Source organism: Aliihoeflea sp. 2WW (genome assembly GCF_000497755.1).
Classification (GTDB): Bacteria; Pseudomonadota; Alphaproteobacteria; order Rhizobiales; family Rhizobiaceae; genus Aliihoeflea.
Window position 1 is genome coordinate 1 of sequence record NZ_AYOD01000053.1, and the last position, 12,980, is coordinate 12,980.

At 64.1% G+C, this 12,980-nt stretch carries 13 protein-coding genes and 1 pseudogene; 3 read left to right on the forward strand and 11 right to left on the reverse strand.

The genetic code is table 11. The annotated features are described in order from the left end of the window. Positions 1–28 precede the first annotated feature (28 nt). From ALII_RS0118850 to ALII_RS0118860, 3 genes are read right to left on the reverse strand one after another with little or no spacing between them, the layout of a single operon-like run. Entirely contained in the window at positions 29–1,279 is a 1,251-nt protein-coding gene (locus ALII_RS0118850; RefSeq protein ID WP_024588771.1) for a Zn-dependent hydrolase, read from the reverse strand. A 9-nt stretch (positions 1,280–1,288) separates the two neighbouring features. Beyond that, the gene (locus tag ALII_RS0118855) at positions 1,289–1,579 is read right to left on the reverse strand and encodes a cupin domain-containing protein (RefSeq protein WP_024588772.1); all 291 of its coding nucleotides are present in this window, start codon (positions 1,577–1,579) and stop codon (positions 1,289–1,291) included. A gap of 2 nt (positions 1,580–1,581) precedes the next feature. Next, entirely contained in the window at positions 1,582–2,910 is a 1,329-nt protein-coding gene (locus ALII_RS0118860) for an aspartate aminotransferase family protein (RefSeq protein ID WP_024588773.1), read from the reverse strand. Between the two features lie 208 nt (positions 2,911–3,118). Here ALII_RS0118860 and ALII_RS0118865 point away from each other — a divergent pair, with 208 nt between their 5' ends. Further along, complete coding sequence (locus ALII_RS0118865) at positions 3,119–3,757, forward strand: TetR family transcriptional regulator C-terminal domain-containing protein (protein ID WP_024588774.1); 639 nt, start codon at positions 3,119–3,121, stop codon at positions 3,755–3,757. A 9-nt stretch (positions 3,758–3,766) separates the two neighbouring features. On the opposite strand, the gene ALII_RS0118870 is transcribed toward ALII_RS0118865, so the two are convergent. The 5 genes and pseudogenes from ALII_RS0118870 to ALII_RS0118890 all read right to left on the reverse strand — a co-directional run. Next, positions 3,767–4,057 carry a HigA family addiction module antitoxin gene (locus ALII_RS0118870; RefSeq protein WP_024588775.1) on the reverse strand — a complete coding sequence of 97 codons (291 nt, stop codon included), beginning with the start codon at positions 4,055–4,057 and terminating at the stop codon, positions 3,767–3,769. A gap of 11 nt (positions 4,058–4,068) precedes the next feature. Continuing rightward, positions 4,069–4,350, reverse strand: a complete 282-nt coding sequence (locus tag ALII_RS0118875) for a type II toxin-antitoxin system RelE/ParE family toxin (protein ID WP_024588776.1) — start codon at positions 4,348–4,350, stop codon at positions 4,069–4,071. Positions 4,351–4,391: 41 nt separating this feature from the next. Then, complete coding sequence (locus tag ALII_RS0118880; RefSeq protein ID WP_244437471.1) at positions 4,392–5,312, reverse strand: DMT family transporter; 921 nt, start codon at positions 5,310–5,312, stop codon at positions 4,392–4,394. 86 nt (positions 5,313–5,398) lie between these two features. After that, positions 5,399–6,712, reverse strand: a complete 1,314-nt coding sequence (preA, locus tag ALII_RS0118885) for an NAD-dependent dihydropyrimidine dehydrogenase subunit PreA (RefSeq protein ID WP_024588778.1) — start codon at positions 6,710–6,712, stop codon at positions 5,399–5,401. A 370-nt stretch (positions 6,713–7,082) separates the two neighbouring features. Further along, positions 7,083–8,336 (reverse strand): annotated as a pseudogene (locus ALII_RS0118890) (NAD(P)-dependent oxidoreductase); the annotation flags it as partial. 161 nt (positions 8,337–8,497) lie between these two features. Here ALII_RS0118890 and ALII_RS0118895 point away from each other — a divergent pair. Then, on the forward strand, positions 8,498–9,193 hold the full coding sequence (locus tag ALII_RS0118895) for a fumarylacetoacetate hydrolase family protein (RefSeq protein WP_024588780.1): 696 nt from the start codon (positions 8,498–8,500) through the stop codon (positions 9,191–9,193). Between the two features lie 47 nt (positions 9,194–9,240). Here ALII_RS0118895 and ALII_RS0118900 read toward each other — a convergent pair whose 3' ends face one another. Together ALII_RS0118900 and ALII_RS23005 are read right to left on the reverse strand one after the other, a co-directional pair. Then, positions 9,241–9,780, reverse strand: a complete 540-nt coding sequence (locus ALII_RS0118900; RefSeq protein ID WP_152529688.1) for a hypothetical protein — start codon at positions 9,778–9,780, stop codon at positions 9,241–9,243. A 59-nt stretch (positions 9,781–9,839) separates the two neighbouring features. Next, positions 9,840–9,998 carry a hypothetical protein gene (locus tag ALII_RS23005; RefSeq protein WP_210163449.1) on the reverse strand — a complete coding sequence of 53 codons (159 nt, stop codon included), beginning with the start codon at positions 9,996–9,998 and terminating at the stop codon, positions 9,840–9,842. A 52-nt stretch (positions 9,999–10,050) separates the two neighbouring features. On the opposite strand from ALII_RS23005, the gene ALII_RS22545 reads away from it, so the two are divergent. Next, on the forward strand, positions 10,051–10,245 hold the full coding sequence (locus ALII_RS22545) for a hypothetical protein (protein WP_152529689.1): 195 nt from the start codon (positions 10,051–10,053) through the stop codon (positions 10,243–10,245). 7 nt (positions 10,246–10,252) lie between these two features. On the opposite strand, the gene ALII_RS23200 is transcribed toward ALII_RS22545, so the two are convergent. Continuing rightward, the gene (locus tag ALII_RS23200; RefSeq protein WP_024588782.1) at positions 10,253–12,859 is read right to left on the reverse strand and encodes an FAD-dependent oxidoreductase; all 2,607 of its coding nucleotides are present in this window, start codon (positions 12,857–12,859) and stop codon (positions 10,253–10,255) included. Positions 12,860–12,980 lie beyond the last annotated feature (121 nt).

Below are 12,980 nucleotides of genomic sequence, written 5' to 3' on the forward strand. Positions count from 1 at the left end.
GGTGGGGGTATTTGAAGCCCCCGACCTCTCACTCCACGATCTCCGCAGTCTCGACAACCGCATGGAAAAGCACGTCCGCTCCCGCGCGCGCCCAGTCCTTGGTGATCTCTTCGGCCTCGTTGTGGCTGAGCCCATCGACGCAGGGGCACATGACCATTGCCGTCGGCGCGACGCGGTTGATCCAGCAGGCGTCGTGTCCGGCGCCCGAAACGATATTGCGATGTGAATAGCCGAGCCGCTCGGCCGCATCGCGAATGGCACTCACGCAGCCCTCGTCGAAAGCGACGGGATCGAAATGCCCAACCGCCTCGACGTCGCAGGCGATGTCGAGCGCCTCGCAGATCGTCGCCGCTCCGTCCTCGATCCGCTCGCGCATCTGCGTCAGCGTGTCGAGGTCTGGCGAGCGGATGTCGACCGTGAAGACGACCTTGCCGGGAATGACGTTGCGCGAGTTCGGATAGACCTCGACATGGCCGATGGCGCCGACGGCGTCCGGCTGGAAGTCCATCGCGACTTCGTGGACGAGCTCGGTGATCCGCGCCATGCCGAGCCCGGCATTGCGGCGCTTCGGCATCGGCGTCGAGCCGGTGTGCGAATCCTTGCCCGTCAGCGTGAACTGCAGCCACCAGAGCCCCTGCCCGTGCGTGACGACGCCGATGTCGATCCCTTCGTCCTCGAGGATCGGACCCTGCTCGATGTGAAGTTCGAAGAACGCCTTCATCTTGCGCGCCCCGACCTCCTCCTCGCCCTTCCAGCCGATGCGTTCCAGCTCGTCGCCGAAGCGCTTGCCCTTGGCGTCCGTCCGGTCATACGCCCAGTCGAGATCGATCTCGCCGGCAAACACGCCCGAGGCGATCATCGCCGGCGCAAAGCGCGTGCCTTCCTCGTTCGTCCAGTTGGTGACGACGATCGGATGCTTCGTCCTGATGCCGAGATCGTTCATCGAGCGGATGACCTCGAGCCCGCCGAGGACGCCGAGGACGCCGTCGAACTTCCCGCCGGTCGGCTGGGTGTCGAGATGGCTGCCGACATAGACCGGCAGCGCGTCCGGGTCCGTGCCCTCGCGGCGTGCGAACATCGTGCCCATCTGGTCGACGGCAACGCTCATGCCCGCATCCTCGCACCAGCGCTTGAAGAGATGGCGGCCCTCGCCGTCCTCGTCGGTCAGCGTCTGGCGGTTGTTGCCGCCGGCAACGCCCGGGCCGATCTTCGCCATCTCCATCAGCGAATCCCACAAACGGTCTGGATTGATTCGCAGATTTTCGCCCGGCGCTGCCATGTGGTCCCCTTATGCTTTCAGTTCGATCTCGACGAAGGACATCGGCGCGTCGCCGTCATTGATGACGTTATGCTCGACGCCCTCGCTGCGGCGATAGGCGTCCCCCGCCTTGAATTCGACCCGGCGGCTGGTGCCGCCGGGCTCTTCCAGAAGCATCGCACATGGCGTGATCGTGGTGATCACATAGTCCATGCCGTGCCGGTGCCAGCCCGTCTCCGCGCCCGGCGCGAAGTCCCACCGCGTGACGCGCACCTGGTCGTCATCGACCAGAACCGCGTGCGTCGCCTGCGGGCGGGCCATTTTCAGGCGACCTCGTTCAGCACCGTGCGGACGCAATCGACGATCTCGTCGATCTGGCCCTTCTCGATGATCAGCGGCGGCGAAAGCGCGATGATGTCACCGGTCGTGCGGATGAGCACGCCCTTCTCGAACGCCTTGACGAAGGCCGAAAACGCCCGCTTGGTCGGCTCGCCCGCGATCGGCTGCAGCTCGATCGCGCCGACAAGGCCGATATTGCGGATGTCGATGACGTTCGGCGCATCCTTCAGCGAGTGGAGCGCATCCTCCCAATAGGGAGCAAGCTCTGCGCCGCGGGTGAGCAGCCCCTCTTCCTTGTAGGTGTCGAGCGTGGCGATCGCCGCGGCCGACGCGATCGGGTTGCCCGAATAGGTGTAGCCGTGGAAGAACTCGATCATGTGCTCGGGGCCGGTCATGAACGCGTCGTGGATTTCCGACGTCACGAACACCGCGCCCATCGGGATGACGCCGTTGGTCACGCCCTTCGCGGTGGTGATGATGTCGGGCATCACACCGAAATAATCGGCCGCAAACGGCGTTCCGAGACGGCCGAAGCCGGTGATGACCTCGTCGAAGATCAACAGGATGCCGTGCTTGGTGCAAATGTCGCGCAGTCGCTTCAGATAGCCCTGCGGCGGGATCAGGACGCCCGTCGAGCCGGCGACCGGTTCGACGATCACGGCCGCGACGGTCGAGGCGTCATGCAGCGTGACGATGCGCTCCAGTTCGTCGGCAAGATCCCCGCCATGCTCCGGAACGCCGCGCGTGAACGCGTTCTTGGCCGGCAGATGCGTGTGCGGCATGTGGTCGACGCCGGTGAGCAACGTGCCGAACATCTTGCGATTGGTGACAATGCCGCCGACCGAGATGCCGCCGAAATTGACGCCGTGATAGCCGCGCTCGCGGCCGATCAGGCGTGTGCGCGAGCCCTGCCCCTTCACGCGCTGGTAGGCAAGCGCGATCTTGAGCGCGGTGTCGACCGATTCCGACCCGGAATTGGTGAAGAAGACGTGGTTCATGCCCTCGGGCGCGACGTCGACCAGCCGGTTGGCGAGTTCGAAGACGATCGGATGGCCCATCTGGAAGGCCGGGGCATAGTCGAGCTCGGCGACCTGGCGCTGTACCGCCTCGGTAATCTTCGGCCGGCAATGCCCGGCATTGACGCACCACAGGCCCGCCGTCCCGTCGAGGATCTCGCGTCCGTCGGTCGTGCGGTAATGCATGTCCTTGGCAGAAGCCAGCATGCGCGGCGCCTGCTTGAACTGCCTGTTGGAGGTGAACGGCATCCAGAATGCGGAAAGATCGTTCGGCGCGACGTTGAGCCGGTTCGACATGACCAAGCTTCCCCTTTTTCGTGTTCCCTTTTCGGCCAACGCTTGGTGTGTCGGACGCAGTCGTGCTACGCATTTTTGACCGATTGGACAAACGTTAGCACCGCCACCATGGCGGTCAAGGACATAGTAGGGGAAATGGCGCAGCATCCTCGCGCTCCACACGCGATGAGCAACTGGTCCAGTCAATTGGTCCAGTCGAGGTACAGTCATGGACGCTGAAACACCCGTCCGCCGTCGCCGCACGCGAATCCAGACCGAGAAGCGCGAACTGATCCTCGATGCCGCGCTCGACGTCTTCTCGCAGCACGGCTTCCGGGGGGCAACGATCGACCAGATCGCCGAGGCAGCCGGCATGTCGAAGCCGAACCTCCTCTACTATTTCCGCTCCAAGGAGGCGATGTTCACGACGCTGATCGAGCGCCTGCTGCAGACATGGCTCGCCCCTTTGCGCGAACTCGACGACATCGGCGACCCGATCGGCGAATTGCGCTCCTATATCCGCCGCAAGCTCGAAATGGCGCGCGACTACCCCCGCGAAAGCCGCCTTTTCGCCAACGAGATCCTGCAGGGCGCGCCCCGCATCCAGCATCTGATCGAAGGCGAACTGAAGCCCCTCGTCGACGAAAAGGCCGCGCTCATCAAGGGCTGGATGAAGGCCGGCAAGATCGCCCGGACCGACCCCTGGCACCTGATCTTCTCGATCTGGGCGACGACCCAGCATTACGCCGACTTCGACATCCAGGTCCGCACGGTTCTGGGGCCGGACAGAGGCGGCGACGGCCGGTTCGAGGATGCTGCGCGCTATCTGGAGCAGTTGTTTCTGGAGGGGTTGCGGCCGAAGGGGTGACCCGCGACCTCAGGCAGCGTGTGTGTCGAGCCTCTCGATGGCAGAGTAGTCTGCCTCGGCCATTGCTTTCGAAAGATCGTAGCTGTCCTGCAGCCGCATCCAGAATACTGCCGACATGCCGAGCACCTTCTCCAGCCGGATGGCCGTGTCGGCTGTGACTGATCGCTGCCCCTTGACGATGCCCGTGATCCGATTCGCTGGCACGCCCATCTGCCGCGCGAGCGCACGCGCCGAAAGCTGCATGGGCAGCAGGAATTCCTCGTTGAGCATTTCGCCGGGGTGCGTCGTGATCCGTGCCATATCGAACTCCGTCAATGATAGTCGACTATGCAGACATCGAAGGCGTCGTCACCTTCCCATCGAAAACACAGGCGATACTGATCGTTGATCCTGATGCTCCATTGCCCTTTGCGGTCGCCTCGCAATCGTTCCAATCGATTGCCCGGTGGCACCGCGAGGTCAGAGATGCCCGCGACGTTGTTGAGTTGATCGAGTTTGCGAAGGGCGATCTTCTCGATCATTCGCCAATTCCGATGGCAGATGCCTTCTTCGAACAACGCCTCGGTGTGCTTATCGGCGAAGCTCCTGATCATGTTACGTCAAACATAACAGCTCCAATCGCCATCTTCAACCTTCAGCGATCCGGCGCCATTGCCAGCACCACCAGCGCAGCCATCGTCACCAACGCACCGGCCGCCACCGCGCCGCTGGCCCACCCATGGCCGAGCAGGCCCTCGTAGACAATGATGAAGGACGGCGTGAGATAGGTGTAGGCCATCACCTTGGCAGCCGGCAGGCGCATCGCGCCGAACTGAACGAGGAACGTCGTGCCGGCCGTGGTGAAGACGGCGAGATAGGCGACGGCAATCCAGACAATCGGCGGCAGCGTCGCCCAGTCGGTCTCCAAAAGTTCCGGCACGGAGTAGAGCGCGATCCAGACGCCGGTGCCGAACAGCGTCCACAGCGTGAAGACCGGCAGCGCCTCCCCCCGATTGAGCCGGCGCACCAGCGGCGCATAGGCCGCGTGGCAGGCGACGCCGATCAGGAAGATCAGTTCACCAAGCCCAAGATCGAAGGCAAACAACGCGCCGACATCGCCGCGAAAAATGACCCAGACCGCCCCACAGGCCGCGACGACGAGGCCGACGAGCACGATGGCGCGCGGCTTTTCGCCGAGAAAGAGCAGTCCGAACCCCGCCGCCATCAGCGGCATCAGCGTGAACACCGCGCCCGTCGCCACCGGCGTCGTCAGCCGCAGCGCGATGAACATGGTGATGAAGAACACCGCCATCAGGAAGCCGAGCACCGCATAACGCCAGACCTCGCGCGGGGCGGGAATGCGCCCCTTGTTCAACAGCGCCACCGCACTCGCCATCACGCAGATGCCGAAGACGAAGCGCACGGTGTTGATCGCGCCCGGCCCGATATGCGAGGCGGCCATGGCGCCGATCGAATAGGAGCCGGAGACGAGCGCGGCAAAGCCGAGCATCGCCAGATGGCCGACGAGTTTGTCGCGACCTTGGGCATGGGAGCGCTTCACCGCGATGTCGGCCAATTTGCAATCGTCCTCGTTCACGAAAAAATCGGGCGCGGTATCCCTCGCCCGATGCAATTCACATGAGAAGTTTTGCCCGCGCAAGCCTACTCGGCCGCAACCTTTGCGGCAGGATTGTTCGGATGCGTGGTCCAGTTCGCATAGACCGGCGACACCGTCTTGTCGGTGCGCTGATCGAGCGCGCCGGCGGCCAGCGCCTCCATGGTGATGCAGCTTTCGACCGGGCAGACATTGACGCATAGATTGCAGCCGACGCACTCCGCCTCGATCACCTCGAAGTGGCGCTTGCCGTCCACCATGTTGGTGATCGCCTGGTGCGAGGTGTCCTCGCAGGCGATGTGGCAGCGGCCGCACTTGATGCACAGATCCTGGTCGATACGCGCCTTGGTGACATAGTTGAGGTTGAGATACTGCCAGTCGGTGACGTTCGGCGTCGCGCGGCCGATGATGTCGTCGAGGTCGCGGTGGCCCTTCTCGTCCATCCATTCGGAAAGCCCGGTGATCATCTCCTCGACGATCTTGAAGCCGTAGGTCATCGCCGCGGTGCACACCTGCGCGTTCCCGGCGCCGAGCGCCAGGAATTCGGCCGCGTCACGCCATGTCGTGATGCCGCCGATCGCCGAAATCGGCAGGCCGCGCGTTTCGGGGTCGCGCGCGATCTCGGCCACCATGTTCATGGCGATCGGCTTGACCGCCGGGCCGCAATAGCCGCCATGCGTGCCCTTGCCGTCGATGGTGGGCTCCGGCGCGAAGCTGTCGAGATTGACGCCCGTGATCGAGTTGATCGTGTTGATCAGCGAGACGGCGTCGGTTCCGCCGGCATGTGCGGCCCGCGCGGGTTTGCGGATGTCGGTGATGTTCGGCGTCAGCTTGGTGATGACCGGCATGCGGGTGTATTGCTTGCACCAGCGCACGACCATTTCGATATATTCGGGCACCTGGCCGACCGCCGCGCCCATACCGCGCTCGCTCATGCCGTGCGGACAGCCGAAATTGAGCTCGATGCCATCCGCCCCGGTCTCCTCGACCAGCGGCAGGATCGACCGCCACGCGTTTTCCTCGCATGGAACCATGATCGAGACGACCATCGCCCGGTCCTGCCAGTCGCGCTTGACCTGCTTGATCTCGCGCAAATTGGTTTGCAGGTCTCGATCGGTGATGAGCTCGATATTGTTCAGGCCCAGCAGTCGCCGGTCCGCACCCCAGATCGCGCCATAGCGCGGGCCGTTGACGTTGACGACGGGCGGCCCCTCCTCGCCCAGCGTCTTCCACACCACCCCGCCCCAGCCTGCCTTGAACGCGCGCACGACGTTGTACGCTTTGTCGGTCGGCGGCGCGGAGGCCAGCCAGAACGGATTGGGCGACTTGATGCCGACGAAGTTCGAACGAATGTCTGCCATGGGGCTACCCCTTTGCCGTGACAAGCGACAGGCGGTTGGACAATTCCGCATACTGCTCGTCATTGGTGTCGGAAAACGCTTCCTGCCGGCTCGCGAGCAGGTCATCGTATTGGATTGGATGATCGAACTGGCTGGACGTGAAATCGACGCGGCGCCCTGCCACGCGATTATAGAAATGCCAGCGCCCGCCCATTTTGGTTTTGAGAATTTCGCCGCCGAGGTGGTCTTGGGCGACAAGCGCGGTTACGCCGCACTGGCCGCGCGCAGGATTGTCCGCAGCCCATAGGCTGGAAGTCTTGCCGGACCAGGCATTGCGGACAGCCTTTAAGAACGAGTGTTCTTCGCCGTACTCACCCCCCTCTGGCCTGCCGGCCCAGATCTTGGGCGCGGAGGTGCGCCCTTCTTCATCGACCTTGATGCGCCCGGCTTCCATCGCGATGGCGGAGCCGGAGCCGTTCAGCGGAATGGCGTCGAAGGTCTGGCCGATCGCCTTGAACACCTGGTCGGCGTCGATCCGCACCGTCTCGCCGGTACCGGCAACGCGGCCGTCGCGGATTTCGGTGTATTCGAGCTCGATGCCGCTCACCTTGCCGCCCTCGGCGAGAATGCGCACCGGCTTCAGCCAGTGGCGGATGGAGACGCCCTTCGACGCCGCCAGATCCTGCTCGAACTCGGATGCGTTCATGCTTTCCTTGCCGCGGCGATAGGCGATGGTCACCTGTTCGGCGCCAAGGAGCTTGGACTGGACCGCGGCATCGACCGCTGTCATGCCGCCGCCGATGACGACGACGCGCCGGCCGACCTGCAATTGCGACAGGTCCGGCGATTGGCGAAGCGCGGCGATGAAATCGACCGCGTTCTCCACGCCTTCGAAATCCTCGCCGTCCGCCTGCAGCGCATTGACGCCCGTCAGGCCAGCGCCGACGAACACCGCGTCATAACTCGCGGCGAGTTCGGAAAGCGCGAAGTCGCGGCCCATCATCTGGCCGTTTCGGACCTCGATATTGCCGATCGACAGGACATAATCGACTTCCGCCTGCGCGAAGCCCTCGGGCGCCTTGTAGGCCGCGATGCCGTATTCGTTGAGCCCGCCCGGCTTCGGCCTTGCCTCGTAGATGGTGACATGGTGGCCGTGCATGGCCAGCCGATGCGCGCAGGCGAGCCCCGCCGGCCCGGCGCCGATCACCGCGACCTTGCGTCCGGTCGATGGAGCCGGCTCGTAGAACTGCACGTCCCGCGCCATCGCCGTGTCGGTCGCATAGCGCTGCAAGCGGCCGATCTGCACCGGCTTGCCCTCGGCGACCTCGCGCACGCACACTTCTTCGCACAGCGTCTCGGTCGGGCAGACACGGGCGCACATGCCGCCGAGGATGTTCTGGTCGAAGATTGTCTTGGCCGAACCAAGCGGATTGCCCGTCGAAATCTGCCGGATGAACAGCGGTATATCGATGGAGGTCGGGCAGGCCTGCATGCAGGGCGCATCATAACAGAAATAGCACCGGTCGGATTCGACCAGCGCCTCATGCCGGTCGAGCGGCGGATGCAAATCCGCGAAATTCTTCGGATACTGGTCCGGGGCCAGCCGCTGCGCGGCAATCCCCTCCTTATAGAGGCCTTCAGCCATTCGGTTCCCCATTATTGGTTTTTCCGGAAGGCTAGCACGGATTCTTTTTTTATCAATCGGTCAAAAATTGGCGCAACGCACACAAACCGCTGATTAATATGAGTATTTTAGTCCACTTAATCCCGCTTGGCGGACGCCGCTTATCGCGTTAAGCAAAGCGTATGAATGAATTCGCCTTCGCCGCCCCCGCCCAGCCTTCGCTCGCCATCGCCGGCAGCCATCAGCGCTTCCCCATCCGCCGCATCTTCTGCGTCGGCCGCAACTATGCGGCGCATGTGCGCGAGATGGGCAATGACGAGCGCGATCCGCCCTTCTTCTTCATGAAGCCGGCGGATGCCGCCTTCGACGCCGCCGGCGACATCCCCTACCCGCCTTTGACGACCAACCTGCACCACGAGGTCGAACTCGTGGTCGCGATCGGCAAGGGCGGCCGGGACATCTCGCCCGATGACGCACTCGATCATGTCTGGGGTTACGGCGTCGGCATCGACCTGACCCGGCGCGACCTTCAAGAAGAAGCGAAGAAGGCCGCGCGTCCCTGGGAATGGGCGAAGGCCTTCGATCATTCCGCGCCGATTTCGCCGCTGACGCCTTCGGACGGCATCGGTCATCCGGCATCCGGCCGGGTCTGGCTGTCGGTGAATGGTGCCGCCCGGCAGGAGGGCGATCTGGCGGAGCAGATCTGGCCCGTGCCGGACATCATCGCCATCGCCAGCCGCTCTGTCGAATTGAAGCCCGGGGATCTGATCATGACCGGCACCCCGGCGGGCGTCGGCGCCCTTGTCCCCGGGGACAGCATCGAAGCTGGGATCGACGGCATCGGCGCCATCAGCGTGACGATCACCGGCTATCCCTGACTTGGAATACCGACCTGCAGCAAACGCCGCAGGTCGTTCACACCCTTTCAGGCGTTGTCGCCGCCGACAGCATCGCGCATCTTCTGCGCCTTGATGATCGAGCGCGCATACTGCTCCCACGACGAGCGAAGGTGAAGCATCGTCGTCGTCAGGTTCTCGGCCACCGCCTCGAGTTCCTCGAGCGCCTTGAGATTCTTGGAAAACTGCCCGGCGAGGTCTTCGGAAATGTCACCCGCCTTGGTGGTGGCGATCATCGCCTTCAGCGACTTGCCGGTGTCCTGCGCCTGCGGAACGATCTTGGCCAGCGTCTCGTAGGCGGCGTCATACTGGATTTCGGCCGCTTCGAGCTGCGGGCGCTGCTGGTCGAGGACGCGCAGCATGTTGCGCCAGTCACGCATGCGCCGGTCGAGGTCTTCGCTCAAGCCGGCAAAGCCGCCGGCGATTCGGCGCGGCGCGCGGGTCGTGTCGCCGAGGCCCGGCAGGTTCATCTCGCGGCGCGGACGCGCCGGCTCTGCAGTCTTGGCGGCATCGGCCCGAAGCGCTTCGGTCAATCCCGCGTCCAGTGTCTTGATTGTGCTCTGTTCCACGGCGAACTCCACTTGAATTAGAACTTGTCAACTCTCGCCGGGAAACTGCCTCCGAAAGTTCAAACGCGCAACCGTAACGTTAAAATCTGGTTAACATGCTGATTTGGCGTCGCTTGTCGGGTTAAGTAAACACCCATCTCTTCTTGGATGCCTGGCACGCCCTCATCACGATTTTTTTGCCCCTTTTCCCCATCTTTATTCGCATTGGCAGGCGACATCGGCCAAGACCTTCGATAGCTTTCGTTAACCATTCGGGGGAACGGGGTCGTCGTGAAGCCATACGCACATAACGTATTGAATTCGCTTGCCGATTTGCAGGATCAGGAAGCCGCATCCTGGGGCCGACGCGCCAGCGACGCCGCGCGCTGGGGCCTCGGCGACGATCATGCAGAAGCCCGTCGCCAGGCGCAGTCGCACCGGGTGGAAGCGCTCGCCCTTCGCGCCGGGATCGACACCGGCGCCTGAGCCGCGGTCAGCCGCGCATTCGCGTGAAATCCGGATCGAAGAGAACCGTGTCGAGCATCCGCGCGCGGTGCCGGCGCCCAAGAAATTCGATCTCGAACCCCTCCCGTTCGCCAGCGATCTCCTTCGGCACATAGCCCAGCGCGACCGACGTGCCAGCATGATGCGCGTAGCCGCCGGACGTCACCCAGCCCTTGACCTCTCCGCGATGCCAGATCGGCTCGTCGCCGATCACGTCGGCATCGACGGCCTCGACCGCGAAGCTGCGCAACCGAAGCTTGCCGCCATTCGACTTTTCCGCCAATGCCGCGCTTTTCCCGATGAAATCGGCGCTCTTGTCATAGGCGACGAAACGATCGAGCCCGGCCTCGAGCGGCCCATAGATCGGCCGGTATTCGCGCGCCCACGAGCCGTAGCTCTTTTCCAGCCGCATCGAATTGAGCGCCCGCGCACCGAAGAGCCCGATGCCGAATTCCGCACCGGCGCCGAGCAGCACATCGAGCACGTGCCGCTGATATTCAGGCTCCATCCAGATCTCATAGCCAAGGTCGCCCGTATAGCTCACCCGCCCGACGAGGCACGGCGCCATGGCGACGTCCATCCGGCGGATCGCCATGAACGGAAAGGCAGCGTTAGAGACATCGGCTCGCGTGACCTTCTCCAGAACCCGCCGCGCATCGGGCCCGGCGATCGACAGCCCCACTATGCCGAGCCCCAGCGCCTCCACCTGCACCGACCCGTCCACGGGCAGATGCCGCTCGAACCAGCGCATATGGAACTGCTCGGCGATGCCGGAGCCGAAGATGAGGTATTCTGCGGGGTCCGAGCCCGGCATACCCCCACCCCGCACCCTTCCCCACAAGGGGGAGGGAGACGTTGTCGATGCACCTTTTGCATCATCGTTTCCGCCAGGCTCGGAGGCAGCAGACAAGGATTCAACGTCGGCGACTCCCTCCCCCTTGTGGGGAGGGATAAAGGGTGGGGGTCCCCCGCGCTGAGCCATCAAGCACGCCACCGTAAAATCCCCGATCAACCCGCCATCTTCCTTCAGCATCGGCGCCAGCGTCATCCGCCCCGGCTTCGGCAGCCGGCAGGCAAGCATCCGGTCGAGCCACGCTTCCGCCCCCGCACCCGTCACGCGATACTTCGCGAAGCTCGAAATCTCCGACAGCCCGACGCGCTCGCGCACCGTCGCGACTTCGCGCCCGACATGCTCGAAATCGGTCGAGCGTCGCCAAGAAAAATCGTCCTTCACGCCTTCCGGCGCATACCAGAGCGGCATTTCGAGCCCGTAGGCCACGCCCCATTGCGCGCCCTTCTCCGACAGGCGGTCATAGACCGGCGTCGTACGCAGCGGCCGGCCGGCCGGCAGTTCCTCGTTCGGAAATCGGATCGAGAAGCGTCGCGAATAGTTCTCGCGCACCTTGGCGTTGGTGTAGGCCATCGACGCCCAGTCGCCGTAGCGCGCCACGTCCATCGCCCAGATATCCGCTCCCGGGTCGCCCTCGATCATCCAGTTGGCGATGGCAAGCCCGACGCCGCCGCCTTGGCTGAACCCGGCCATGACGCCACACGCGACCCAGAAGCCCGGCAGCCCGCGCACCGGCCCGACGAGCGGGTTGCCATCCGGCGCGAAGGTGAAGGGGCCGTTGATGATCTGCTTGATGCCGGTCTTCTGAAAGGCCGGAAAATGGCGAAACCCAACTTCGAGCGAGGGCGCGATGCGGTCGAGGTCGGGCTCCAGCAACTCGTGCCCGAAGTTCCACGGCGTCTCGACCTCCGACCACGGCTTGCCGGCCTTCTCGTAGGTACCCATCAGCATGCCGCCGCGCTCCTGGCGGAGATAAAGCTCGCCGTCGAAATCGATCGCGTGGATGATTTCGGTGCCGGTCTTCGCGTTCCAGGCCGCGACCTCCGGCATGTCCTCGGTAATCAGGTACATATGCTCCATGGCGAGCACCGGCAGTTCGAGCCCGACCATGCGCCCCACTTCGCGCGCCCACAGCCCGCCTGCATTGACGACGTGTTCGGCGACGATCTCGCCCTTGTTCGTCGAGACCTGCCACAGCCCGTCCGGCCGCCGCGCGATCCCCTCGACCTTGGTGAACCGCTCGACCGATGCGCCGAGCTTGCGCGCGGCCTTGGCGTAGGCGTGCGTCACCCCCGACGGATCGAGATGGCCGTCGACCACCGTGCGCACCGCGCCGACGAACTCGCCCGGATCGAGAAGCGGCATCAGTTCGCCGGCTTCCGCGGCCGAAATCTCCTCCAACTCGATGCCGAGATAGCGCCCCTTGGCGACGAGGTTGCGCAGCCAGTCCATCCGCGCCGTCGTCGCCGCCAGCATCACGCCGCCGGTCAAATGGACGCCCGTCGCCTGGCCGGAAAGCTCCTCGATCTCCTTGTAGAGGTTGATCGTGTATTTCTGCAGCTTGGCGACGTTCGGGTCGCCATTGACCGTGTGCATCCCGCCGGCCGCGTGCCAGGTCGACCCGGACGTCAGTTCGTCGCGCTCGAGCAGCACCACATCCGTCCACCCCGCGCGTGCGAGATGGTAGAGCACGGAGCAGCCAACGACCCCGCCCCCGATGACCACGACACGTGCATGCGATTTCATGGAAGTTCCTGTGAAGTCAGATGGTTGGATTGGTTGGTGGAATCGAGGTGGGAAGACGTTCCAGTCGCCAGCGCGTGCGCTCCTTCGCACCCCCCTCTGTCCTGCCGGACATCTCCCCCGC

Excerpts from the sequence above, each read along its gene's own strand:
- ALII_RS0118860 (WP_024588773.1), bottom strand. The coding sequence starts at position 2,910 with ATGTCGAACCGGCTCAACGTCGCGCCGAACGATCTTTCCGCATTCTGG.
- ALII_RS0118850 (WP_024588771.1), bottom strand. The coding sequence starts at position 1,279 with ATGGCAGCGCCGGGCGAAAATCTGCGAATCAATCCAGACCGTTTGTGG.
- ALII_RS0118895 (WP_024588780.1), top strand. The coding sequence starts at position 8,498 with ATGAATGAATTCGCCTTCGCCGCCCCCGCCCAGCCTTCGCTCGCCATC.
- ALII_RS0118870 (WP_024588775.1), bottom strand. The coding sequence starts at position 4,057 with ATGGCACGGATCACGACGCACCCCGGCGAAATGCTCAACGAGGAATTC.
- ALII_RS0118865 (WP_024588774.1), top strand. The coding sequence starts at position 3,119 with ATGGACGCTGAAACACCCGTCCGCCGTCGCCGCACGCGAATCCAGACC.
- ALII_RS0118855 (WP_024588772.1), bottom strand. The coding sequence starts at position 1,579 with ATGGCCCGCCCGCAGGCGACGCACGCGGTTCTGGTCGATGACGACCAG.
- preA (WP_024588778.1), bottom strand. The coding sequence starts at position 6,712 with ATGGCAGACATTCGTTCGAACTTCGTCGGCATCAAGTCGCCCAATCCG.
- ALII_RS23005 (WP_210163449.1), bottom strand. The coding sequence starts at position 9,998 with ATGTCGCCTGCCAATGCGAATAAAGATGGGGAAAAGGGGCAAAAAAAT.
- ALII_RS0118875 (WP_024588776.1), bottom strand. The coding sequence starts at position 4,350 with ATGATCAGGAGCTTCGCCGATAAGCACACCGAGGCGTTGTTCGAAGAA.
- ALII_RS23200 (WP_024588782.1), bottom strand. The coding sequence starts at position 12,859 with ATGAAATCGCATGCACGTGTCGTGGTCATCGGGGGCGGGGTCGTTGGC.